This is a genomic window from Anaeromyxobacter oryzae (assembly GCF_023169945.1).
Lineage (GTDB): Bacteria > Myxococcota > Myxococcia > Myxococcales > Anaeromyxobacteraceae > Anaeromyxobacter > Anaeromyxobacter oryzae.
In genome coordinates, this window is record NZ_AP025591.1 from 1,836,439 (window position 1) to 1,858,082 (window position 21,644).

Annotated in this window: 17 protein-coding genes; 8 read left to right on the forward strand and 9 right to left on the reverse strand. The window is 72.6% G+C overall.

All coding sequences use genetic code 11. The features are described 5' to 3' along the window. Positions 1-65: 65 nt before the first annotated feature. Positions 66-836 carry a Stp1/IreP family PP2C-type Ser/Thr phosphatase gene (locus tag AMOR_RS08070; RefSeq protein WP_248360294.1) on the forward strand — a complete coding sequence of 257 codons (771 nt, stop codon included), beginning with the start codon at positions 66-68 and terminating at the stop codon, positions 834-836. A 7-nt stretch (positions 837-843) separates the two neighbouring features. Here AMOR_RS08070 and AMOR_RS08075 read toward each other — a convergent pair whose 3' ends face one another. Further along, entirely contained in the window at positions 844-1,905 is a 1,062-nt protein-coding gene (locus tag AMOR_RS08075) for a sugar phosphate nucleotidyltransferase (protein WP_248360295.1), read from the reverse strand. A gap of 21 nt (positions 1,906-1,926) precedes the next feature. On the opposite strand from AMOR_RS08075, the gene AMOR_RS08080 reads away from it, so the two are divergent. Further along, positions 1,927-3,114, forward strand: a complete 1,188-nt coding sequence (locus AMOR_RS08080; protein WP_248360296.1) for an MFS transporter — start codon at positions 1,927-1,929, stop codon at positions 3,112-3,114. Here AMOR_RS08080 and AMOR_RS08085 read toward each other — a convergent pair. From AMOR_RS08085 to AMOR_RS08105, 5 genes are all read right to left on the reverse strand, one after another. After that, complete coding sequence (locus AMOR_RS08085) at positions 3,083-3,802, reverse strand: hypothetical protein (protein WP_248360297.1); 720 nt, start codon at positions 3,800-3,802, stop codon at positions 3,083-3,085. The genes AMOR_RS08080 and AMOR_RS08085 overlap by 32 nt on opposite strands. An 84-nt stretch (positions 3,803-3,886) precedes the next feature. Beyond that, positions 3,887-4,483, reverse strand: coding sequence for a 3'-5' exonuclease (locus AMOR_RS08090; protein ID WP_248360298.1), 597 nt, complete (start codon positions 4,481-4,483; stop codon positions 3,887-3,889). After that, entirely contained in the window at positions 4,483-6,288 is a 1,806-nt protein-coding gene (locus AMOR_RS08095) for a DUF294 nucleotidyltransferase-like domain-containing protein (protein ID WP_248360299.1), read from the reverse strand. Before AMOR_RS08095 ends, AMOR_RS08090 begins: the two co-directional genes overlap by 1 nt. 1 nt (position 6,289) lies before the next feature. After that, positions 6,290-8,041, reverse strand: coding sequence for a sodium:solute symporter family protein (locus AMOR_RS08100; RefSeq protein ID WP_248360300.1), 1,752 nt, complete (start codon positions 8,039-8,041; stop codon positions 6,290-6,292). A gap of 4 nt (positions 8,042-8,045) precedes the next feature. Continuing rightward, complete coding sequence (locus AMOR_RS08105; RefSeq protein WP_248360301.1) at positions 8,046-8,303, reverse strand: DUF4212 domain-containing protein; 258 nt, start codon at positions 8,301-8,303, stop codon at positions 8,046-8,048. A 353-nt stretch (positions 8,304-8,656) separates the two neighbouring features. Between AMOR_RS08105 and AMOR_RS08110 the strand changes: the two genes are divergently transcribed. Next, positions 8,657-10,378: an MFS transporter gene (locus AMOR_RS08110; protein WP_248360302.1), complete on the forward strand. Its 1,722-nt coding sequence runs from the start codon at positions 8,657-8,659 to the stop codon at positions 10,376-10,378. Positions 10,379-10,492: 114 nt separating this feature from the next. On the opposite strand, the gene AMOR_RS08115 is transcribed toward AMOR_RS08110, so the two are convergent. Together AMOR_RS08115 and AMOR_RS08120 are read right to left on the reverse strand one after the other, a co-directional pair. Next, positions 10,493-11,887, reverse strand: coding sequence for a bifunctional serine/threonine-protein kinase/universal stress protein (locus AMOR_RS08115; RefSeq protein WP_248360303.1), 1,395 nt, complete (start codon positions 11,885-11,887; stop codon positions 10,493-10,495). Positions 11,888-11,891: 4 nt separating this feature from the next. Then, positions 11,892-12,638 carry a metallophosphoesterase family protein gene (locus AMOR_RS08120; protein WP_248360304.1) on the reverse strand — a complete coding sequence of 249 codons (747 nt, stop codon included), beginning with the start codon at positions 12,636-12,638 and terminating at the stop codon, positions 11,892-11,894. Between the two features lie 404 nt (positions 12,639-13,042). Between AMOR_RS08120 and AMOR_RS08125 the strand changes: the two genes are divergently transcribed. Further along, a complete protein-coding gene (locus AMOR_RS08125; RefSeq protein ID WP_248360305.1) occupies positions 13,043-13,384 on the forward strand; it encodes a DUF485 domain-containing protein in 342 nt (113 codons plus the stop codon). Between the two features lie 22 nt (positions 13,385-13,406). Next, entirely contained in the window at positions 13,407-15,059 is a 1,653-nt protein-coding gene (locus AMOR_RS08130) for a solute symporter family protein (RefSeq protein ID WP_248360306.1), read from the forward strand. A gap of 146 nt (positions 15,060-15,205) precedes the next feature. Here AMOR_RS08130 and AMOR_RS08135 read toward each other — a convergent pair whose 3' ends face one another. Next, positions 15,206-16,588: a pyridoxal-phosphate dependent enzyme gene (locus tag AMOR_RS08135; protein WP_248360307.1), complete on the reverse strand. Its 1,383-nt coding sequence runs from the start codon at positions 16,586-16,588 to the stop codon at positions 15,206-15,208. Between the two features lie 128 nt (positions 16,589-16,716). Here AMOR_RS08135 and AMOR_RS08140 point away from each other — a divergent pair, with 128 nt between their 5' ends. The 3 genes from AMOR_RS08140 to AMOR_RS08150 all read left to right on the forward strand — a co-directional run bounded on the left by AMOR_RS08140 (position 16,717) and on the right by AMOR_RS08150 (position 21,644). Continuing rightward, positions 16,717-17,757 carry an aminoglycoside phosphotransferase family protein gene (locus AMOR_RS08140; protein ID WP_248360308.1) on the forward strand — a complete coding sequence of 347 codons (1,041 nt, stop codon included), beginning with the start codon at positions 16,717-16,719 and terminating at the stop codon, positions 17,755-17,757. Between the two features lie 314 nt (positions 17,758-18,071). Beyond that, positions 18,072-19,736: a methyl-accepting chemotaxis protein gene (locus AMOR_RS08145; protein WP_248360309.1), complete on the forward strand. Its 1,665-nt coding sequence runs from the start codon at positions 18,072-18,074 to the stop codon at positions 19,734-19,736. Between the two features lie 240 nt (positions 19,737-19,976). Further along, the gene (locus AMOR_RS08150; protein ID WP_248360310.1) at positions 19,977-21,644 is read left to right on the forward strand and encodes a methyl-accepting chemotaxis protein; all 1,668 of its coding nucleotides are present in this window, start codon (positions 19,977-19,979) and stop codon (positions 21,642-21,644) included.

A 21,644-nucleotide genomic window follows, 5' to 3' on the forward strand; every position in this document is an offset into this window, starting at 1 on the left:
GGTGCCCCCCGAGGCCCCACCCCTTGCTCGACCCGGCCCCCGACCCGGGGTAACCTCCTCGGCGCATGCGGCTCTCCCACGCCGGCGCCAGCGACGTCGGGCGCAAGCGGACGCACAACGAGGACGCCTTCCTGCTCCTGCCCGAGGAGCAGCTCTGGTGCGTCGCGGACGGCATGGGCGGCCACGCCTCGGGCGAGGTGGCGGCGCGGATCGCGGTCGAGGAGATGGCCGAGTTCTTCCGCCTCACCGGCCGCGACGACGAGGCCACCTGGCCGTACAAGCTCGACCCCGCCCGGACCCCGGACGAGAACCGCCTCCTCACCGGCATCAAGCTCGCGAACCTCCGGATCCACGAGCGCGCCCAGGTCGACCCGCGCCTGCACGGGATGGGGACGACCATCGTGGCCGCCGCGTTCCCGCGGGACGCGCGCACCGTCCTCGTCGGCCACGTGGGCGACAGCCGGGCGTACCTGGCCCGGCAGGGCGGGATCCGCCAGCTCACCGAGGACCACTCGCTCCTCAACGACTACCGCAAGACCCGCGCGCTCTCCCCCGAGGAGATCCAGGCGTTCCCGCACAAGAACGTGATCGTGCGGGCGCTCGGGATGAAGCCGCAGGTGGAGATCGACGTGGTGCGCGAGGAGCTCGTGGCGGGCGACGTCCTGCTGCTCTGCTCCGACGGGCTCTCGGGGATGGTCCCGGACGAGCGCATCGCGGAGATCGTCCGCGGCTCGCACGGCGACCTCCGCCGCGCCGCCGGCGCCCTCGTCGACGCCGCGAACGCGGCGGGCGGCGTGGACAACGTGACCTGCGTGCTCGTGCAGGCGCTGGACTGACCCCGGACTAGCGCGGCGATCCCGCCTCGCCGTCCCGCGCCGCCACCCGATCCGCGGCGGCCGCGATGGCGCCCTCGATCCGCTCGCCGGGCCGGACCTCGGTCCCGTCCCACACGACGGCCCGGGTGACGTGCCCGCCGCGGTGCACGCGGACGCCCGCGCCGACCACCGCGAGCGGGCCGACCTCCGCGCCCGCGTCGATCCGCGCGCCCGGCCCGATGAACGCCGGGCCGTGGAGCACCGCGCCCGGGTGGACGTCCGCGCCGGGCGCCACGTGCACGCCGGGGGCGAGCGCCGTGGCGGCCGCGAGGGGATCGGCGCCGGCGAACCGCGCCGTCGGCGCCGCGCCCGAGAGCACGTCGAGGTTCGCCGCGAGGTAGCGCTCCGGCGTGCCGAGGTCGTTCCAGTAGCCGCTCGCGACGTGGCCGCGGATCGCCCCGGACGCCATGAGGGGCGGGTACACGTGGCGGTTCACGTCCGCCTCGAACGGCGCGTCGGGGAGGCGGTCCAGGAGCGCGGGCGAGAGGACGTGCACGCCGGTGAAGTGCCACGGCGAGAGCCGCTCGCCGCCCGGGCCGAACTTTCCCGCGATGCGCCGGACCGCGCCGCCCGCGTCGACCTCGACCGCGGCGTAGCTCGCGCCGGCGGGCATCGGCAGGAGGACCATGGTCGCGAGCGCACCCGACGCGCGGTGCGCGTCGAGCGCGGCGGCGACGTCGAGGTCGAAGAGGACGTCGCCGTTCAAGACCACGATCGCGTCCGCGCCGCGGAGCGCGCCGCGCGCCTCGCGGAGCGCGCCGCCCGTGCCCGCGATCACCGGCTCGCGCGAGACGTGCAGCGGGAGCCCGAGCGCCGACGCCGCCGCGCCCGCCGCCGCGGCCATCTCGTCGGCGAGGTGGTGCACGTTCACGACGGCGCGGCGCGCCCCGGCCCCGGCGAGCAGGGCGAGCGACCAGCGGACGAGCGGCACGCCGCACACGGGGACCGCCGGCTTGGGGACGCGCGCGGTGAGCGGACGCAGCCGCGTCCCGAGCCCGGCGCAGAGCACCATCGCCGCGAGGTCGCCCATGGTACACGCGAGTCTAACCCGATGGCCCCCGCCGCGCGCCTGCGCCTCGTCTACTTCCTGTACTACGGCAACGTCGGCGCCTTCATGCCGTTCTTCGCCCCGTACCTGCGCGGCCTCGGGTTCACCGGTGAGCAGATCGGCGGCGTGCAGATGCTGCCCTCGCTCATGTCGCCGGTCGTCGCGACGGCGTGGGCGGCCTGGGCCGACCGGCACGCGGGTCCCGCCCGCGCGCTCGCGCTCGCGACCGGCTGGGCCGCGATCGCCGGGCTCGCCCTGCCCTTCGCCCGCACGCCCGCGGCGATGGGGCTCGTCGTCGCCGCGATGTCCCTGGGCGACCGGTCGGTGGTCCCGCTCGTCGACTCGGTCACGCTCGAGCACTGCCGCGCGCGGCCCGGCGCCTCCTACGCGCGCATCCGGCTCTTCGGCTCGCTCGGCTTCGTCGTGCTCGCGCTCGGGACCGGCTGGGTCCTCTCCGCCCGCGGCAGCCGGACCGCCGATCCGCTCGTCCCCGTCATCGTCACCGTCCTCGTCGCCGGGTACGCCCTCGCCGCGCGGCGGCTGCCCGCGACGCCCGCCCACGCGGACCGCCCCGGCCCGCGCGACATGCTCGCCCTGCTCTCGGACCGGCGCCTCGGGCTGCTCCTCGGCGGCTGCGCCGTCCACTGGATGGCGTGCGCCCCCTTCCACCTGCTGTTCGGCGTGTTCGTCCGCGACCGCGGCCTTCCCGCCGACGTCGCCGGGCTCGGGATGGCCACCGGGGTCGCGGCCGAGATCGGCGCGCTCCTCCTGTTCCCGCGCCTCGAGGCGCGGTTCGGCCTCCGGGCGCTGTTCGCCACCGCGTTCCTCGGCAGCGCCGTGCGGTGGGCGCTGCTCGCGGGCGCCCGCGGCGCCCCGGCGATCGTGCTCCTCCAGCTCCTGCACGGGCTCACGTTCGGGCTGTTCTGGGGCAGCGCGACCGCGGCGATGGGCGCCCTCGTGCCCGGCCGGCTCCGCGCGACGGGGCAGGCGCTGTTCACCGCGATCGTGTTCGGCGCCGGGAACGGGCTCGGATACGGGCTCGCCGGGGCCGGCTACGACCGGTACGGCTCCGTCGGCCCGCTGTTCGCCTGGGCGGCGGGGCTCGAGCTCGCCCTCGGGATCGCGGCGATGACCGTGCTCGGTCGCGCGCTGAGCGCCCCTAGTACCACTCGCACCCGAGGTGGAGGCTGAAGGTCTGGGTCGAGTCCGGGCCGTTCGAGCCGTACCACGCCTTCGACCCGTCGAGGTTGAAGGTGAGGTTGAACGACTGCCCGAGCCACCACGCGTACCCCACGCCGGCCATCATGTCGTAGCCGCGCCAGGTGCTCCTGCCGCCGGCGTCGAGATCCCACGTCAGGGCCGTCAGGCCCATGCCGCCCTTCACGAACAGGCCGCGCTCCCACGGGAAGTACGTGAGCGCGACGTCGTAGTAGGTGGTCTGGATCTGCGTGTCCTTCACGCCCGGCGACGTCTCGGTGGACGAGATCGCCGCCACCGCGCCGACGTCGAGCCCGAGGAGAAGCTGCGGCGAGATCGTCGCGCCCACGTTGAAGTTCATGGAGAGGACCGTCGGATTCGGCCCCACGAAGTCCTTCAGGCCATGGGTGCCGGCCGAGTCGCTGATGCTGCCGCCCCCGCCGCCGAGGCCGAACCCGATGTACCAGCTGCCGCGGGTCCTCTCGCGGCGGAGCGGGGCGTCCGGCGGATATGCGGGCGGCGCGTTCCGCTGCGGCGCGGGCGCCCAGCCCGTGGTGGGCGGCGGAGCGGCGGACGTCGCGTCGGAGGACGGCGCGGCCTGCGCCGGGACGTCGGTGGCGGGCGAGTACTGGGCGACGGCCGCGAGCGGCAAGGCGGCGGCGAGCACGGCGAGCAGCTTCATCGAGGGCTCCTCGGATGGGGGGCCCCTCCACGGTACCGCAGCGACGCTCGGTGAGTCACCTCGCGCGCGTGCCGCGGTGCGCCGTCAGCGAAGGTCGCGCAGGGTCCTCGCCCCGAGCGCCTCGCGGAGCACCAGGAACAGCTCGGCGGTGGCGACCGCGTCCGTGAGCGCGTCGTGCGCCGCGTAGCCGGGGAGCCCGAGCCGCTCGCGGGCCGCGGAGAGGTTCACCGACGGCGGATCCGACGGCAGCTCCGGGTGCGCGCGGTGCGCGCGGCGCGCCTGCCGGAGCAGGAGCTCGACGGTATCGACGACCGGCGGCTCGCGCCACCGCACCCCGGCGGCGCGGAAGGCGCGGCGGAGAAACGGCACGTCGAGCTTGCGGTGGTGGACGAGGAGGACGTGGGCATCGAGCCGCCGGTCGATCTCCCGGACCACGTCGGCGAGGGGCGGCGCGTCGCGGGTCTCCCCGGCGACGAGCTGGTGCGCCGCGATCGACCGGGGGTCCACGTTCCCCTCCGGCCGGACCAGGGTCTGGTAGGCCTCGCCGAGGCGGACGTGCGCGGCGCGGACCGGGACCATCCCGACGGCGAGGATCGCGTCGCGCCGCGGATCGAGGCCGCCGGTCTCGAGGTCGAGCGACCAGTAGACGACCGCGTCCCACGCCGGCGACGAGAAGAGCATCAGAACGCGACCTTGAAGTGGAACTCCGCCCGCTCCTGCAGGGCCTTCACCGCGCGCAGCGAGTCCTTGAGGCGAGAGCGCTCGATGGCGGAGAGCGCCGACATCGCCACCGCGTCCACCGGCGGACGGCCCTCGGCGACGGCGCGGAGCTGCAGCCGGAGGCGCAGCCCGACGAGGAACCGGAACGCCTCGGCGGCCGCCGCCTGCACGTCCTCCGGGAGCGCGCCGGCCTCGCGCGCCGCGTCGAGGCGCTCGAGGGTGCTCCGCGCGCCCGGCCGCGCCTCGAGGCCGTAGCAGCGCGCGAGCCCGACGATGGGCGACAGGGCCTGGAGCTTCAGGTCGACGGTGGACGCCTCTCCGCGCAGGCGCAGCAGCAGCGACGGCGGCGGCTTGAACCCCAGGGCGGCCTTCGCGAGGAACCGCAGGAACACCGGCCGCTGCGCCGCGCCGGCGAGCACCGCCTCGAGCGGCGAGGGGTCGAGGCGCCCCGCCACGCGCCGCCAGTCGAGGAAGATCGCGGCCTCGAGCAGCGCCTGCGGCGCGGGCTGGTCGAGCCACCCCTCGAAGCGGTCCCGCCACTCCGAGAGCGGGCCGTGCCACCGCCGGGCCATGAAGCCGCCCGGGCACCGCGGGAAGCCCGCCAGCTCCAGGTCGGCGTTCACGCGCTCGGCGAGGACCTCGAAGTAGGCGCGCCGGCCCGCGCCGTCGTCGCCGAAGACGAGCGCGTTGTCCTGGTCGGTGAGGAGCGTCTGCTCCATCCGCCCCTCCGACCCGAGCGCGAGCCAGGCGTAGGGCGCGGGCGGCTCCCCGAGGTCCGCCTCGGCGAATCGGAGGATGCGTCCGACCAGGGCGTCGTTCAGGCGCGCGACGAACCCGGCGATCGCCGCGGCGTCCAGGCCGCCCGCGAGCAGCGCCGACGCCATCTCGGTCACCTTGCGCGCGTACCCCGGGAGGCTGTCGCGGGATGCGAGCCGCTCCACGCCGCGCAGGACCGCGACGGGCCCGTGCGCGCTCTCCCGGAGCAGCTCGCCGGACGTCACCACCCCCACGATCTCGCCGCCGCGCTCGAGCGGCAGGTGGTGGACGCCGGCCTCGAGCAGCACCGCCCAGGCCTCGTGCAGCGGCGCGCCCTCGCGGGCGGTCCGGAGCGGCCGGGACAGGATCTCGGCGATCGGCGTCTCCGGCCCGCGCCCCTCCGCGAGGACGCGGTTGCGAAAGTCGTGGTCGGTGACGATGCCCGGCGGCTCGCCGCGGACGAGCAGCGAGGACACGCGCTCGGCGCGCATGAGCCGCGCGGCGTCCCCGACGGACGCCTCCGCCCCGATCCAGAGCGGCGCGCGCCGGACGAGGCGGCCGACGGGGAGCGACAGGTCCGCCCGGAAGGTCGCGACCGCCGAGTGCTCGAGCGACGACTTGAGCCGCTCCGCCAGCCCCACCGCGAAGTGGCTCGCGAACTGCGCGTCCACGAGCAGCGCCTCGAACGCCTCGCCCGGCACCCGGTACGCGAGGAGGTCCTCGTCGACGAGCACGTCGAGCGTGGCGCGCCGGGTGATGAGGGAGGTGTAGCCGAAGATCTCCCCCTCCTCGAGGACCTGGAGCACCTGCCCGTCGCGCTCCAGGCGGACGGCGCCCTTGCGGATCACGTACAGGTGCCGGAGCGGCTCGCCACCGACGTGCGCGAGCCGCGTGCCCGCCGGATAGAAGCCGACCTCGAGCGCCGCCGCCGCGTGCTCGAAGAGCGGCGGCGGCAGCGCGCCGAAGGGCGGGGTCGACCGGAGGTACGCGACCGGGTCGAGCGCGGCCATCTCAGCCTCGCCGGCGGCCGCTCAGGCCCGCGCTGGCGCGCGCCGGCGCCCGGTCGGCCTCCCGCGGATACCGGAGCGCGGTCACGAGGTCCTGCACGCCCTGGGGCGGCGCGGGCGTCCGGAGCGACACGGTGACGAGCACCGCGAAGTTCACGAGCATGCCGACCGTGCCGATCCCCTCGGGCGAGATCCCGAGGAGCCAGTGCGCCGGGGCGTCGAGGTCGGGGCGCACGAACTTGAACCAGTGCACGTACAGCGTCGTGAACGCCGTGCCCGTGATCATCCCCCAGATCGCGCCCTCCTTCGTGGCGCGCCGCCAGAAGATGCCCGCCACGAGCACCGGGAAGAACGACGACGCGGCGAGGCCGAACGCGAGCGCGACGACGTCCGCCACGTAGCCTGGCGGGTGGATCGCGAGCCAGCCCGCGATCGCGACCGACACCGCCGCGGCGCCGCGCGCCCACGACAGCTCGGCCCTCTCCGACAGGCGCGGGATCCAGAGCCCCTTCACGAGGTCGTGCGAGATCGACGCGGAGATGACGAGGAGGAGCCCGGTGGCGGTGGAGAGCGCGGCGGCGAGCGCGCCCGCGGCGACGAGCCCCGTCACCCACGCCGGGAGCCGGGCGATCTCCGGCGTCGCGAGGACGAGGATGTCGGGATCGACCGTCACCTCGTTCCGCGCAGGATCCGCCGACAGCTGCATGATGCCGTCGCCGTTCCTGTCCACGAAGCTCGCGAGCCCCGTCCGCTCCCAGCTCTTCAGCCACGCGGGCGCCGAGGCGTACGGCTTCCCCTCCAGGCTCTGCAGGAACGTCGTGCGCGCGAACGCGGCGAGCGCCGGCGCGGTGGTGTAGAGCACCGCGATGAAGAGGAGCGCCCAGGCGGCCGACGCGCGGGCGTCGCGGATCTTCGGCACCGTGAAGAAGCGGATGATGATGTGCGGGAGGCCGGCGGTCCCGACCATGAGCGCGAGCGTGCTCGCGAGCAGATCGACGTGACCGCGGGCGCCGCCCGTGTAGCGGCCGAACCCGAGCTCCCGCCCGATCCCGTCCAGCACCTCGAGCAGGTGCCGGCCGGGCTCGACGCCGAGCACCGCCGCGCCCTCCGCGCTCAGGCGCCCGCCGAAGCCGAGCTGCGGGACCGGGTCGCCGGTGAGGAGGATCGAGAGGAAGATCGCCGGGACGAGGTACGCCGTGACGAGCACCACGTACTGCGCGACCTGCGTGTACGTGACGCCCTTCATCCCCCCGAGCACCGCGTACAGCAGGACGATCACGACGCCGACGAGGACGCCCCGCTCCACCGAGACGCCCATGAACCGCGAGAACACGAGGCCGACGCCGCGGAGCTGGCCGGCGACGTAGGTGAAGGAGACGAAGACCGCGCACCCCACCGCGACCGCTCGCGCGCCCTTCGAGTAGTACCGCTCGCCCACGAACTGCGGGACGGTGTACTTACCGTACTTGCGGAGGTACGGCGCGACGAGGACGGCGAGGAGGACGTAGCCGCCGGTCCAGCCCATCAGGTAGACGGAGCCGTCGCGCCCCGAGGAGGCGATGAGCCCGGCCATCGAGATGAAGGACGCGGCGGAGATCCAGTCCGCGGCCGTCGCCATCCCGTTCAGCACGGGGGAGACCTGCTTCTCGGCGACGTAGTACGCGCTCGTCGTCCGCGCGCGCGCCCAGATCGCGACCGCGACGTAGAGCACCACCGACGCGCCGACGATCGTCCAGGTCCACGCCTGAGCGCCCATCGCGTCAGTCCTCGTACACGCCGTGCCGGCGGTCGAGCGCGTTCGTCACCGCGACGTAGGCGGCGACGAGGAGCACGAAGATCAGCTCGGCGCCCTGCTGCCCGAACCAGAAGCCGAGCGGGAACCCTCCGACGTGCACCGCGTCGAGCGCGTCGGCGAAGACGATCGCCGCCAGGCACGACACCGCGAGCCACACGGCGAGGATGACCCCGATCGTCCGGAGCGTGCTGCGCCAGTAGGCCGCCTGCCGGGCCGGGTCCATGGAAAGTCTCCCCTCGCGCCGCCACGCCGCGAGCTGTCGTCCTCGCAGCCTATCCGCTTCCGCCCATGCGCCGGCGATCGGCCGCACGACGCAGTGCGCCAATCACGCACGCCCGACCTGGCGCCTCTTTTTCGCGTCAGCCGCGCACGGAATTGCGCCCGAGTGCCGACAAAGACCCGGATGGACCGAAAACCCCAGCCCCGACAAGGGGTCCCGTCTCGCACATCGTGCGCGCACGCCCTGCGCGCGACGCGTCATTTGCGTCTTTGCGATTGTAAACGCCGTATTCGCCATGCTACGTGTCCTACCTCAGGCCACGCGGCCGGCTTCGAACCTCACCGTGGAGGAAACCCATGTCCGTGTCGTCGGCGTCACCGATCAAACCCGTGGCTCCGCAGGGCGGACCGCGCGTCGGCATCACCCCCGAAGAGCGAATGGTCATCTTCGCGTCGTCCCTCGGGACGGTCTTCGAGTGGTACGACTTCTACCTGTACGGCTCGCTCTCCGCGCTCATCGGCAAGCACTTCTTCACCGGCCTCAACGAGACGAGCCAGTTCATCTTCGCCCTGCTCGCCTTCGCGGCCGGGTTCGCCGTCCGCCCGTTCGGCGCGCTCGTGTTCGGCCGGCTGGGCGACATGATCGGCCGGAAGTACACCTTCCTCATCACGATCCTGATCATGGGCGGCGCGACGGCGATCGTCGGCATGCTGCCCGGCTTCACGACCATCGGGATCGCGGCGCCGGTCATCCTCATCGGCCTCCGCCTCCTGCAGGGCCTCGCGCTCGGCGGTGAGTACGGCGGCGCCGCGACCTACGTCGCGGAGCACGCACCGCCGGGCAAGCGCGGCAACTTCACGAGCTGGATCCAGACCACGGCGACCGTCGGCCTGTTCCTCTCCCTCCTCGTGATCCTCGGCTGCCGCATGGCGATGACGGGCCAGGTCGTCGATCCGACGGATCCCACGCACACGAAGATGATCACCTCGTTCGACGCGTGGGGCTGGCGCATCCCGTTCATCATCTCCCTCGGGCTGCTGGCGATCTCCGTCTACATCCGCCTCAAGCTGAACGAGTCGCCGGTGTTCAAGCGGATGAAGGCCGAGGGCAAGTCCTCGAAGGCGCCGCTCACCGAGTCCTTCCTGCGCTGGGGGAACCTCAAGATCGTGCTGCTCGTGCTCTTCGGCGGCGTCGCCGGCCAGGCGGTGGTCTGGTACACGGGCATGTTCTACGAGCTGTTCTTCCTCACGCAGACGCTGAAGGTGGATCCGAAGGCGGCGAACATCTGGGTGGCGATCGGCCTCATCATCGCGACGCCCTTCTTCATCGTGTTCGGAACGCTCTCCGACAAGATCGGCCGCAAGTGGATCATCATGGCCGGCTGCGTGATCGCGGCGCTCACCTACTTCCCGATCTTCAAGACGCTCACGAAGGCCGCCAACCCGGACCTCGCCGCCGCCCAGGCGAACAGCCCTGCTCGCGTCGTCGCCGCGCCGGGTGACTGCAGCTTCCAGTTCAACCCGACCGGCACGTCCAAGTTCACGTCGTCGTGCGACGTGGCCAAGGGCGCCCTCGCCCGCGCCGCGGTGCCCTACACGAACGTCGAGGGCACCGGCACGGCGAAGATCGAGATCGGCTCCACGTTCATCGACAGCTACGATGCGACGGCGCCGAACGCGAAGGTGGAGAAGGCCCGGTTCGACAAGCAGCTCGCGGACGCGCTCACGGCCGCCGGCTACCCGAAGACCGCCGACCTGAACAAGGTCAACAAGCCGCTCGTCATCTTCCTGCTCTTCCTCCTCGCGCTCTACGTGACGATGGTGTACGCGCCGATCGCGGCCTGGCTCGTCGAGCTCTTCCCGGCCCGCATCCGCTACACCTCGATGTCGCTGCCGTACCACATCGGCAACGGCTGGTTCGGCGGCTTCCTGCCGACGATCGCGTTCGCCATCACGGCGTCCACGGGCGACATCTACTCGGGCCTCTGGTACCCCATCGGCATCGCGATCATGACCGCCGTCATCGGGTCGATCTTCATGCCGGAGACGAAGGACCGCGACATTCATCACGACGCCTAGCGAGGCGTGGGCCCGGACACCAAGGGGCGGGACCACGGCCGGGCGCGTCCAAGCGGGCGCGCCCGGCTTTTCGTTTCCCGTGGGGCGCTGGAGCGGGTCGGCGGCGCGGCGCGCTCACCGCGCCGGACGGACGAGCGTGACCGTGCACGGCGCCTCGATGGCGACCTTCGTCGACACGGTCCCGAGCACGCCGCGGAGCGGAACGTCGGGCGGCGGCGCGCCGATCACGATGTGATCGACGCCGTTCGTGCGGGCGTACTCGAGGAGCGCGCCGGCGGGATCGCTCGACTCGATGACGTGGAACGAGACCTGGCCCGCCGGCAGCGCGAGCGGCTCCGCCCAGTGGCGCAGGATGGAGAGGTGCTTCAGGCGCTGGTGGGCGGCGGTCTCGTCCAGGCGCGAGCCGCCGAGCTCCGGGATGGGCCGGATCACCGTGGCGCAGGCGAGGCGGCGCCCCTCGGAGCGATCCATGACGCGCCGCACCGCGTCACGGAGGGCGGTGAACTGGGCCTCGTTGTCGTGCTGGGTCGCGATCGCGGCGAGCACGATCGACGCGGCCGCGAGGTGGGAGGAGGGCCGCGCGAGCGGCGCGGGCTCGTACCCGGCCGCGAGGATCCACCGGCGCGCGCGCGCGAGCGGCCCCGACGTGCGCGCCCGGCGACCGCGCTCCGTCACGACGACCTGATCCGGGTGCGCGAGGTCGAACGCGACCTGCGCCGCCGACGCGTGGCGCCGGGACGCGTCGGGCTCGAGGCAGCGGAGGACCACCTCCTGCAGCCACTCCGGCACGTCCGGCGCGACGGCGCGGAGCGGCGGCGGGTCGCGCCACAGGCGGCGCCGGAGGCCGCCCTCGCTCGTCGGCGAGCCGAACGGCAGGCGGCCGGTGGCGAGCTCGTAGAGGATGACGCCGAGGGAGAAGAGATCGCTCCGGGGGTCGCCGCGCTCGCCGACGACCTGCTCGGGCGAGATGTACGGCGCGCTGCCGATGGGGCGGCGGTACTCCTCCGCGAGCAGGTCCGGGTAGCTCGCGTGGTGGGCGAGCCCGAAGTCGATGAGGACGGCCTCGCCGGTCGGACGGAACAGGACGTTCGCCGGCTTGAGGTCGAGGTGGATCGCGTCCTGCTGGTGGATGGCGTGGAGCGCCGTCGCCAGGGCGATCCCGAGCCGGGCGACCTCCGCGGGCGGGAGCGGCGCCCGGGGGACCCACTCCTTGAGCGACGGGCCGGAGATCTCCTCTATGACGAGGTACGGCCGGCGATCCAGGTCGCCGGCGGCGACGAAGCGCGGCACGTGGGGGCCGGAGAGCGCCGCCATGACCGTCTGCTCCACCTCGAACGAGATGACGCTGGTCGCCGGCTCGCCGGGCCCGAGCCGCGGCACCTTCATGAGCATCGGGAAGCCGGTGTCGGGCCCGCTCACGCGGAAGATGACGCCCATTCCCCCGGAGTGGACGCGCTCGCCCACGAGGAACCCGTCGACGACCTCGCCGGGCTGGGGCAGATCGGCCACCCGTTCACTCTCCGTGCGCGAGTCGATCCGCGAGCCTCGGCGGCAGCCCGGCCGCCCGCACCTTCGCCGCCGCCGACGGCCAGTCGTACGGCACGCGGTGGAAGGTGAGCGCCGGCCGCGCGTCGTCCATCATCGCATAACAGGCGGCCGTGTTGCCGTCGCGCGGCTGGCCGCAGGAGCCCGCGATCGCGAGCCACCGGCGCCGCGCCGGGACCGGGATCGCGACGCCCGCCACGGGCCGGAACGCGACCGGACGGTCCGCCGCGCTCGCGAAGTACAGGATGGGCTCGTGGACGTGGCCCGAGAAGACCCAGCGAGCGTCGGCGGCGCCGAGCGCGTGCGCCGCGCGGAGCGGGTCGGTCACGTAGATCCACTGCCGCGGGGACTCGGCGCTCGCGTGCACGAACAGCATGTCGCCGCGCCGCGCCACGAGGGGAAGGCTCGCGAGGAAGGCGCGGTGCTCCGGCGAGAGCCGCCCGCGCGTCCACGCGACGGCCTCCTCCGCCGCGGGGTTCATCGTCGCCGCCTCCGCCGCGTCCAGCACCGCGGCGTCGTGGTTGCCGAGCACCGCGATCGCGCCGCGCTCGACGTGCCCGCGCACGAGGTCGAGCACGGGCCCCGGGTCCGCGCCGTAGCCGACGAGATCGCCGAGGAACGCATACGCGTCGGCGCCCTGCTCCCGCGCGTGCGCCAGACAGGCGGTGAGCGCCTCGAGGTTCGCGTGCACGTCGGCGAGGAGCGCGAGCTTCATGGCGAGGGCCCGGGGGCGCCGCCGTCGGGGGAAACGCCGCGGTTCATGGAGGAGTCTAGTCGGGAAATGGGTGCCAAGCCGCGCGCATTAGATGTTGCCGCGATCGCATCCTGATCGCCCTCGGCCGATCAAACGCAATCCGTTCGCGCATACGGTGCGTCCTCCCCGGATCATGGACCGCGCAGGGCGAATTGGTTTGACGCTCATCAGCAAACTGCTTGTACAGATTTGCGTTTCGCCCTCTTCCATGCGCGCAGAACGTGCTGTAGTGTTTCGACGTCGTAGCACCCGTTCACACGTTGTGCGTCCTCGCCGAATCAGGCGAGTCCCCCTGGTCGATCTGTCGCACGTCCTATCGAGCGGGAAGCGGAACGAACCGCCCCGCAGTGCGTGGAGGAGAGTCAATGGCGGAACCGGCACGTAGCCCGAGCAAGGAGACGCGCGCCCACAAGAGCGCGACCGAGATCCTGGAGTCCCCGGACTTCAAGGCGCTGGTGAAGAAGCGCTGGAGCGTCAGCATGACGCTCCTCGTCGCGCTGTTCGCCACGTACTACGGATTCATCCTCGTCATCGGCCTCAACAAGGCGCTCGTCGTCCAGAAGGTCGGCGAGGTGACCACCCTCGCGATCCCGCTCGGCATCGCGGTGATCGTGTTCGCGTGGCTCCTCACGGCGTTCTACGTCGCGTGGGCCAACAAGTCCTACGATCCCGAGGTCGAGCGCCTCAAGGGCCAGATCAAGCCGTAGCCACTCCGGAGACCGAGCTCACATGCACCTCGCCGCGCTTTCCCAGCTGCTGCTCGCCCAGGTCGCCGCCCCCGCGGCGGCCGCCGCCCCGCAGGTCGAGACGACGATCGGCAAGCCGACGTTCGCCTCGATCGGCTTCTTCTTCCTCATCGTGGCGGTGACCCTCGTCATCACCTACTTCGCCGCCAAGAAGACGAAGACCTCCTCCGAGTTCTACGCCGCCGGCCGGTCGGTCTCGGCGCTCCAGAACGGCTTCGCCCTCGCGGGCGACTACATGTCCGCCGCCTCGTTCCTCGGCATCTCGGGCATGGTCGCGCTGAAGGGCTACGACGGCATGATCTACGCGACCGGCTGGCTCGTCGGCTGGCCCGCGCTCATGTTCCTCGTCGCCGAGCCGCTCCGCAACCTCGGCAAGTTCACGTTCGCCGACGTGGTGGCGTTCCGGCTGCAGCAGAAGCCGGTCCGCATCGCCGCGGCCATCGGCGGCATCCTGACGGTGCTCTTCTACACGATCGCCCAGATGGTGGGCTCGGGCGCCCTCATCCAGCTCATGTTCGGCCTCAAGTACGAGGTCGCCGAGATGATCGTCGGCGTGGTCATGCTCGCCTACGTGCTCTTCGGCGGCATGCTCGCGACGACGTGGGTGCAGATCATCAAGGCCGTCCTGCTCCTCATCGGCGTCACGATCCTCACCATCCTCGTGCTCGCGAAGTTCGGCTTCAACCCGGGCAACCTCTACGCCGCGGTGGTGAACGGCGCGCCCAACGGGATGAAGTACGGCCAGACGGCGCTCGAGCCGGGCGGCCTCGTGTCGAGCCCGGTCGAGGCGGTCTCGCTCGGCCTCGCCCTCATGTTCGGCCTCCTCGGCCTGCCGCACATCCTGATGCGGTTCTACACGGTGCCGGACGCCAAGGCCGCCCGGAAGTCGGTGCTCTACGCCACCGGCCTCATCGGCTACTTCTACATCATCATCCCGATCGTCGGCTTCGGCGCCGCGGCGCTCATCCCCGGCGGTCGCGGGTTCATCAGCTCGATCGACAAGGGCGGCAACATGGCCGCCCCGCTCCTCGGCGAGCAGATGGCCGGCGCGGGCTTCCTCGGCTTCATCGCCGCGGTGGCCTTCGCGACGATCCTCGCGGTGGTCGCGGGCCTGACGCTCGCGGGCGCGTCCGCCTACTCGCACGACATCTACGTCTCGGTCATCAAGAAGGGCAAGGCGACCGAGGAGGAGCAGGTGAAGGCGGCGAAGATCGCGACGGTGGTGTTCGGCGTGTTCGCGGTGGGCCTCGGCATCCTCTTCAAGGGCCAGAACGTCGCGTTCATGGTGGGCCTCGCGTTCGCCATCGCGGCGAGCGCGAACTTCCCCGCGCTGCTCATGTCGATCATCTGGAAGAAGTTCACCACGAAGGGCGCGGTCGCCTCGATCATCGTGGGCGCCCTCACCTCCGTCATCATGATCCTGCTCTCGCCGACGGTCTGGGGCGAGGTGCTCCACCACCTCGACGCGGCCGGGAAGCCGTACGGCATCATCCCGGTGAAGAACCCCGCCATCTACTCGATGACGGCGGCGTTCGTGGTGGGCATCCTCGTGTCGCTCTTCTCCGAGGAGAAGTCCGCGCAGGCGGCGTTCGAGGACGAGAAGATCCGCACGTACCTCGGCGTCGGCGCCGAGTAGCGCTCCGGCAGCAGCCGAACACGAGACGGGCGGGCTCCTCGCGGGGCCCGCCCGTTTCCTTTCCGCCCGTCGCACCGGCGAGGCGCCCCGGCAGTGCGACCTCCGGAGCGCGTGCTCCGCGTCCGCGCCGGCGCGCGCCGAGCGGCCTACTTCAGCCGCTCGCCCAGGAACTCGATGAGATCGATCTTGGTGACGACGCCCGTCACCCGGTCGCCCTCCTTCACGATCGCGACGTGATCGTCGTTGAAGATCTCGCGGAGCTTGGCGATGGGCGTGTCCGGTCCGACGACGCCCTGGAGCGGCTGGACGAGCGGCTCGACGATCTCGGAGAGGCGGTGCTTCCCCTCGATGAGGAAGTTGAGCAGGTCGTACTCGTGGATCATCCCGATCGCGCGGCCCGCCTCGTCGACGACCGGCATCTGCGAGATGTCGTGGTCCTTGAGCTTCTTCACGACGACCTCGACCTTGTCCGTCTTCCGCGCGGTGATCACCTCGCCGCGGCGCCGGCCGAGGATCTGCTTCACCGTCGCGCCGGAGACGCCCTCGCCCGCGGTCGCCACGGGGAAGCCGTTGTCCCGCATCCACTCGTCGGAGAAGAACTTCGAGATGTAGGCGCGCCCGCCGTCGGGCAGCGGGACGACGATGGTCTTCCCCTTCCCGAGCTCCTTCGCGAGCTGGACCGCCACGTGGACCGCGGCGCCGGACGAGCCGCCGGCGAACACGCCCTCCTCGCGCGCGAGCCGCCGCGCCATCACGAACGACTGGGCGTCGGTGACCTGCCGGACGTCGTCGAGGACGGAGAGGTCCATCGCCCCGCACATCATGTCCTCGCCGATGCCCTCCACCTTGTAGACGTGGGGCTGCGAGAGCTTCCCGGTCTCGAACATCGAGTGGTAGACCGAGCCGATCGGGTCGACGCCGACGTTCAGGATCTTCGGGCTCTTCTCCTTGAAGAACTTCCCGCAGCCGCTCATCGTGCCGCCCGTACCGAGGCCGGCGACGAACGCGTCGAGCTTGCCGCCGGTCTGCTCCCAGATCTCCGGGGCGGTGAGCCGGTAGTGCGCCTCGACGTTGTCCACGCTGTGGTACTGGTTCAGGTAGAAGCTGTTCGGCGTCTCGGCGGCGATCCGCTTCGCGACCGAGTAATAGCTGTCCGGCGAGTCCGCCGGCACGTTCGTGGGCGTCACGATCACCTGCGCCCCGAACGCCTTGAGCGTGTCCTGCTTCTCCTTCGACATCTTGTCCGGCATCGTGAAGATGCAGCGGTAGCCCTTCACCGCCGCGGCCATCGCGACGCCCACGCCGGTGTTGCCGCTCGTGTTCTCGACGATCGTGCCGCCCTTCTTGAGCAGCCCCGAGCGCTCCGCCTTCTCGATGATGTGGACCGCCATCCGGTCCTTGATGGAGCCGCCGGGGTTCATGTACTCGAGCTTCACGAGGACCGTCGCGTCGTCCGGGCCGACGAGCTTCTGGAGCCGGACGAGCGGCGTGTGCCCGATCGCGGAGAGGACGGTCTCGTGGTAGCTCATGGGGTTCGCTCCGGGGCGGAAAGATCCGCAGGAATCGGGGCGTTATAGGCAGGCGCCGCGAACGGCGTCAACGCGCGCCGCGAGGCGCGACCCGCCGGGCGGCGTCCCGGGAGAGAGGCTCGGAGGCCATGCAGGATCCCCAGACGGAAGCCCGCGTCCGCGCGGCGGTCGCGCGCGCCACCGGCGCCGAGGTCTCCGCCGCGCCGGTGAGGCGCCTCGCCGGGCACGCCTCGCTCCGGAGCTACTGGCGCGTCGGGACGTTCCCCGCCTCGCACGTCGTGATGGTGCTGCCGCCCGACGCGAAGCCCGAGGAGGTGACGAAGGGGGGAGCGCCGGCGGCGAACCCGTTCGTCGACGTCCAGCGGTACCTGGCCGGCCTCGAGGTGCGGGTCCCCGCGATCCACGCGTTCCACGAGCCCGAGGGCCTCATGGTCCTCGAGGACCTCGGCGACGACATGCTCGAGACGCGGCTCCTCGCCGGCGACCCGAAGGGGCCGCTGTACGAGCGCGCCATCGATCAGCTCGCGCGCCTCCGCGCCGCCGCCGAGGCGCGCCCGGGGGGCTCCGTCGCGTTCACCCGCAGCTTCGACGCCGAGCTCTACCGGTGGGAGCTCGACCACTTCGTGGAGTGGGGGCTCGAGGCGTGGAAGGGCGCGCGCCTCTCGCCGGAGGAGAAGGACGTCGTCGACCGGGAGTTCGACCGGATCGCGGCGGCGCTCGCCGCCGAGCCGAAGGGGTTCACCCACCGCGACTACCAGTCGCGCAACCTCATGGTGCTTCCGTCCGGCGAGCAGGCCGTGATCGACTTCCAGGACGCGCTCCTCGGACCGCGGCAGTACGACCTCGTGGCGCTGCTCCGCGACAGCTACGTCGAGCTCGAGCCCGCGTTCGTCGACGCGATGCTGCGCCGCTATCTCGAGCAGCTCGCGCGCGCGGGCGGCCCGCGCCTCGACGTCGCGGCCTTCCGCCAGACCTTCGACCTCCTCACCGTCCAGCGGAAGCTCAAGGACGCGGGCCGGTTCGTCTTCATCGATCGCGTGAAGAAGAACCCCGGGTTCCTCGTGTCGATCCCCGCGTCCCTGCGGTACGTGAGGGACGCGTTCGCGCGCCGCCCGGACCTCGAGGAGCTCCGGCGGATCCTGGCGCGGCACGTCCCCGAGCTCTCCTGACCGCCGGCGCGGCCTTCGCGCCGGGCCGGCCCGCCCGGCCCGCGCCGTGCCTCCGGGACCGACCGGGCGCCCGCCGGGCGCAGGATGCGCTGAGCCTCCAGACGACCCTGGGTCCGGGTGGCCCGGCCGACTCGCAGAAATCGCGGGCGTTCTCTATTGGTGAAAGTCCGCGTCGCGCCGCCCGATAGTTGCCGATACAACTGTTGCGAAGTGTGAAGCCTCCCTTTTTTGCGCGGCGGGCGGATTGCAGACCGGCTCCGCGGGAGCCACGGCCGCGATGCCGTGGAGCGGCATTCCGCCGCAGGAGGGGTCGCGTGGGGAACCTGTCCATCGGAGTCCGCCTCACCGCCGGATTCGCAGCGCTGTGCACGTTCCTGCTCGGGCTCGGGTGGCTCGGCATGGATCGCATGGGAGAGATGAACGCCAGCCTGCAGGTGATCACGCAGGACCTCCTCGCGCGGACCGAGGAGGCGCAGAAGGCGGCCGACGCCGCCATGGAGGTGTCGATCCTCACGCACGAGCAGCTCCTCGCGGCGGATCCCCGCGAGATCCGCGAGCTCGTCACCGCCATCGACGCGCAGCGCAAACAGGCGACGGACGCCGTCCAGGCGCTGCAGCGGCGGCAGCTCGACGCGAGGTCCTCGGAGATGCTGCAGGAGGCCATCCGGGACCGCGCGCGGTACGGCGACCTCCGTGCCCGGCTCGACGCGTTCCTCTCGGCCGGCGATCACGAGGCGGCGCTCCAGCTCATGCGCGCGGAGGTCGCGCCGATGCTCGCGCGGCTCGACGCGGAGTGGGGCGCCTTCACGGATCACCAGCGACAGCTCGTGAACGACGCCGCGCGCAGCCAGGCGGAGAGCTACACGTCGGCACGCCGGGTCTCGATGGCCTTGATCGTCGCCGCGCTCGTCCTCGCCGTCGCCGTCTCCATCTACGTGACCCGCTCCATGACGGTGCCGGTGGCGAGCGCGGTCGCGGCGGCGGACCGGATCGCCCGCGGGGACCTGCGGGACTCGGTCGAGGTGACGAGCCGGGACGAGATCGGGAAGCTCCAGGCGGCGATGCGGGCGATGGCCGACAAGCTCGCGGAGGTCATCGGCGAGGTGCGCGGCGGCGCGGAGGCGCTCACCGGCGCCTCCCAGCAGGTGTCGGCGACGGCGCAGGCCCTCTCCCAGGGGACCGGCGAGCAGGCGGCCAGCGTCGAGGAGACGACGTCCTCCCTCGAGGAGATGAGCGCCTCGATCACCCAGAACGCCGAGAGCTCGCGCCAGACCGAGGCGATGGCGCAGGACAGCGCCCGCAACGCCGAGGAGAGCGGGAAGAGCGTGGCCGAGACGGTCGCCGCCATGAAGGCCATCGCCGACAAGATCGGGATCATCGAGGAGGTCGCGTACCAGACGAACCTCCTCGCGCTGAACGCGGCCATCGAGGCGGCCCGCGCGGGCGAGCACGGCAAGGGCTTCGCGGTGGTCGCCGCCGAGGTGAGGAAGCTCGCCGAGCGCGCGCAGAAGGCCGCGAAGGAGATCGGCTCGCTCGCGGGCTCGTCCGTCGACGTGGCGGAGCGGAGCGGCAAGCTCATCGTCGAGCTGGTGCCGGCCATCCGGAAGACCGCGGACCTGGTGCAGGAGGTGGCGGCCGCGTCGCAGGAGCAGTCGGCGGGCGTCGGGCAGGTCTCGAAGGCGATGGGGGTGGTCGACCAGGTGACGCAGCGGAACGCGTCCGCCGCCGAGGAGCTGTCCTCCACCGCGGAGGAGATGTCCTCGCAGGCCGAGGCGCTCCAGCAGCTCGTCGCCTTCTTCCAGGTCCGGGAGGTGCACGCGCCGCACCGGATCGCCGTGCCGCACCTGCCCGCCCCGCCGCCGGCCGCGCTCACCGCGGCGCTCGCCCGCCCCGCGGCGCCCACGCGGCACACCGTGCTGCCGCCACCCCCGCCGCACCGGAACGGCACGTCCGGCGATCACGGCTTCAGGCGGTTCTAGCCCCCGGGCCGCCCGCCCCAAACGGGGCACGGGTCTGCGGCCGCCCCGGGTGACCGCCCACTCGCACCCGGAGTAGAGCCGCACGCTCGCAGCTCGAGGACCGGGGGGCGCGCACCCGCCGGAGCTTTCTCGGGGAATGCTCCGGGTGCGCGCATCCGCGCATCCCTGGCGCCCCGGTTGCACGAGGCGCCGCGCGCTCGCGCCGGCGCGTCGCTGGCGGAGCGCCGGAGCGTCCAGCACATGAAGAACCTCGGGATCCGCGTCCGCCTCGCGGCCGCCTTCGGCCTGCTCCTCGTGTTCCTCGCCGGCACCGGCCTGCTCGGGCTCGGACGTCTCTCCGAGCTGAACGGGATCGTCGACGAGCTCGCGCAGGTGCGCTGGGTGAAGGCGCGGAAGGCGGTCCAGGGGGCCAACTACGCGGCGCAGAACTCCCTCGCGGTGACGCGGATGTTCCTCGAGGCCGATCCCGCCGCGGTCCGGAAGCACGCGCAGATCGTCGAGGACAACCGGCGGAACGCGGCGCTCCTCGGCGAGGAGCTCGAGAAGATGGGGCTCGACGACGAGGGGAAGCGCTTGCTCGGCGAGCTCCGGCAGCTCCGGCAGCGGTACGGCGACGCCTTCGAGCGGATGCGGGCCGCGCTCGCGGTGAGCGACCGCGAGGCCGCGCTCGACGAGCTGCACGGGAAGCTCGACCCCGCGCTCATCGACGTGCAGAACACCTGGAACACGTTCGTCGAGCACCAGAACGCGCTCATCGACGCGGAGGTCCGCGAGAAGGACGAGGCGTACGCCTCTGCGCGCGCCGTCACGATCGCGCTCATGATCGCGGCCCTCGTCGTGGCGATCGCGGTCGCGTCCTACGTGACCCGCTCCATCACCGTGCCGGTGGCGAGCGCGGTCGCGGCGGCGGACCGGATCGCCCGCGGGGACCTGCGGGACGCCATCGCGGTGACGAGCCGGGACGAGGTCGGGAAGCTCCAGGCGGCGATGCGGGAGATGGCCGAGAAGCTCGCGGAGGTCATCGGCGAGGTGCGCGGCGGCGCCGAGGCTCTCACCGGCGCCTCGCAGCAGGTGTCGGCGACGGCGCAGGCCCTCTCCCAGGGGACCGGCGAGCAGGCCGCGAGCGTCGAGGAGACGACGTCCTCCCTCGAGGAGATGAGCGCCTCCATCACCCAGAACGCCGAGAGCTCGCGCCAGACCGAGGCGATGGCGCAGGCCAGCGCCCGCAACGCCGAGGAGAGCGGCAAGAGCGTGGCGGAGACGGTCGCCGCGATGAAGGCGATCGCAGAGAAGATCGGCATCATCGAGGAGATCGCCTACCAGACGAACCTCCTCGCCCTGAACGCGGCCATCGAGGCGGCACGCGCCGGCGAGCACGGCAAGGGCTTCGCGGTGGTCGCCACCGAGGTGAGGAAGCTCGCCGAGCGCGCGCAGAAGGCCGCTAAGGAGATCGGCTCCCTCGCGGGGTCCTCCGTCGACGTGGCGGAGCGGAGCGGCAAGCTCATCGTCGAGCTGGTGCCGGCCATCCGGAAGACCGCGGACCTGGTGCAGGAGGTGGCGGCCGCGTCGCAGGAGCAGTCGGCGGGCGTCGGGCAGGTCTCGAAGGCGATGGGCGTCGTGGACCAGGTGACCCAGCGGAACGCATCGGCCGCCGAGGAGCTGTCCTCCACCGCGGAGGAGATGTCCTCCCAGGCGGAGGCGCTCCAGCAGCTCGTCGCCTTCTTCCAGGTCCGCGACGACGGTGGGCGGACCGTCGCCGGCCTCCCCGCTGCCCGGCGCCCGGCCGCGGCCGTCGCCGCGCCGCCGGCGCGGCTCCCCCGCGCGGCGCCGCCGGTCGAGCACCCCGTCCTGCCGCCGCCCGCGCACCGGAACGGCGCGTCCGGTGATCACGGCTTCAGGCGGTTCTAG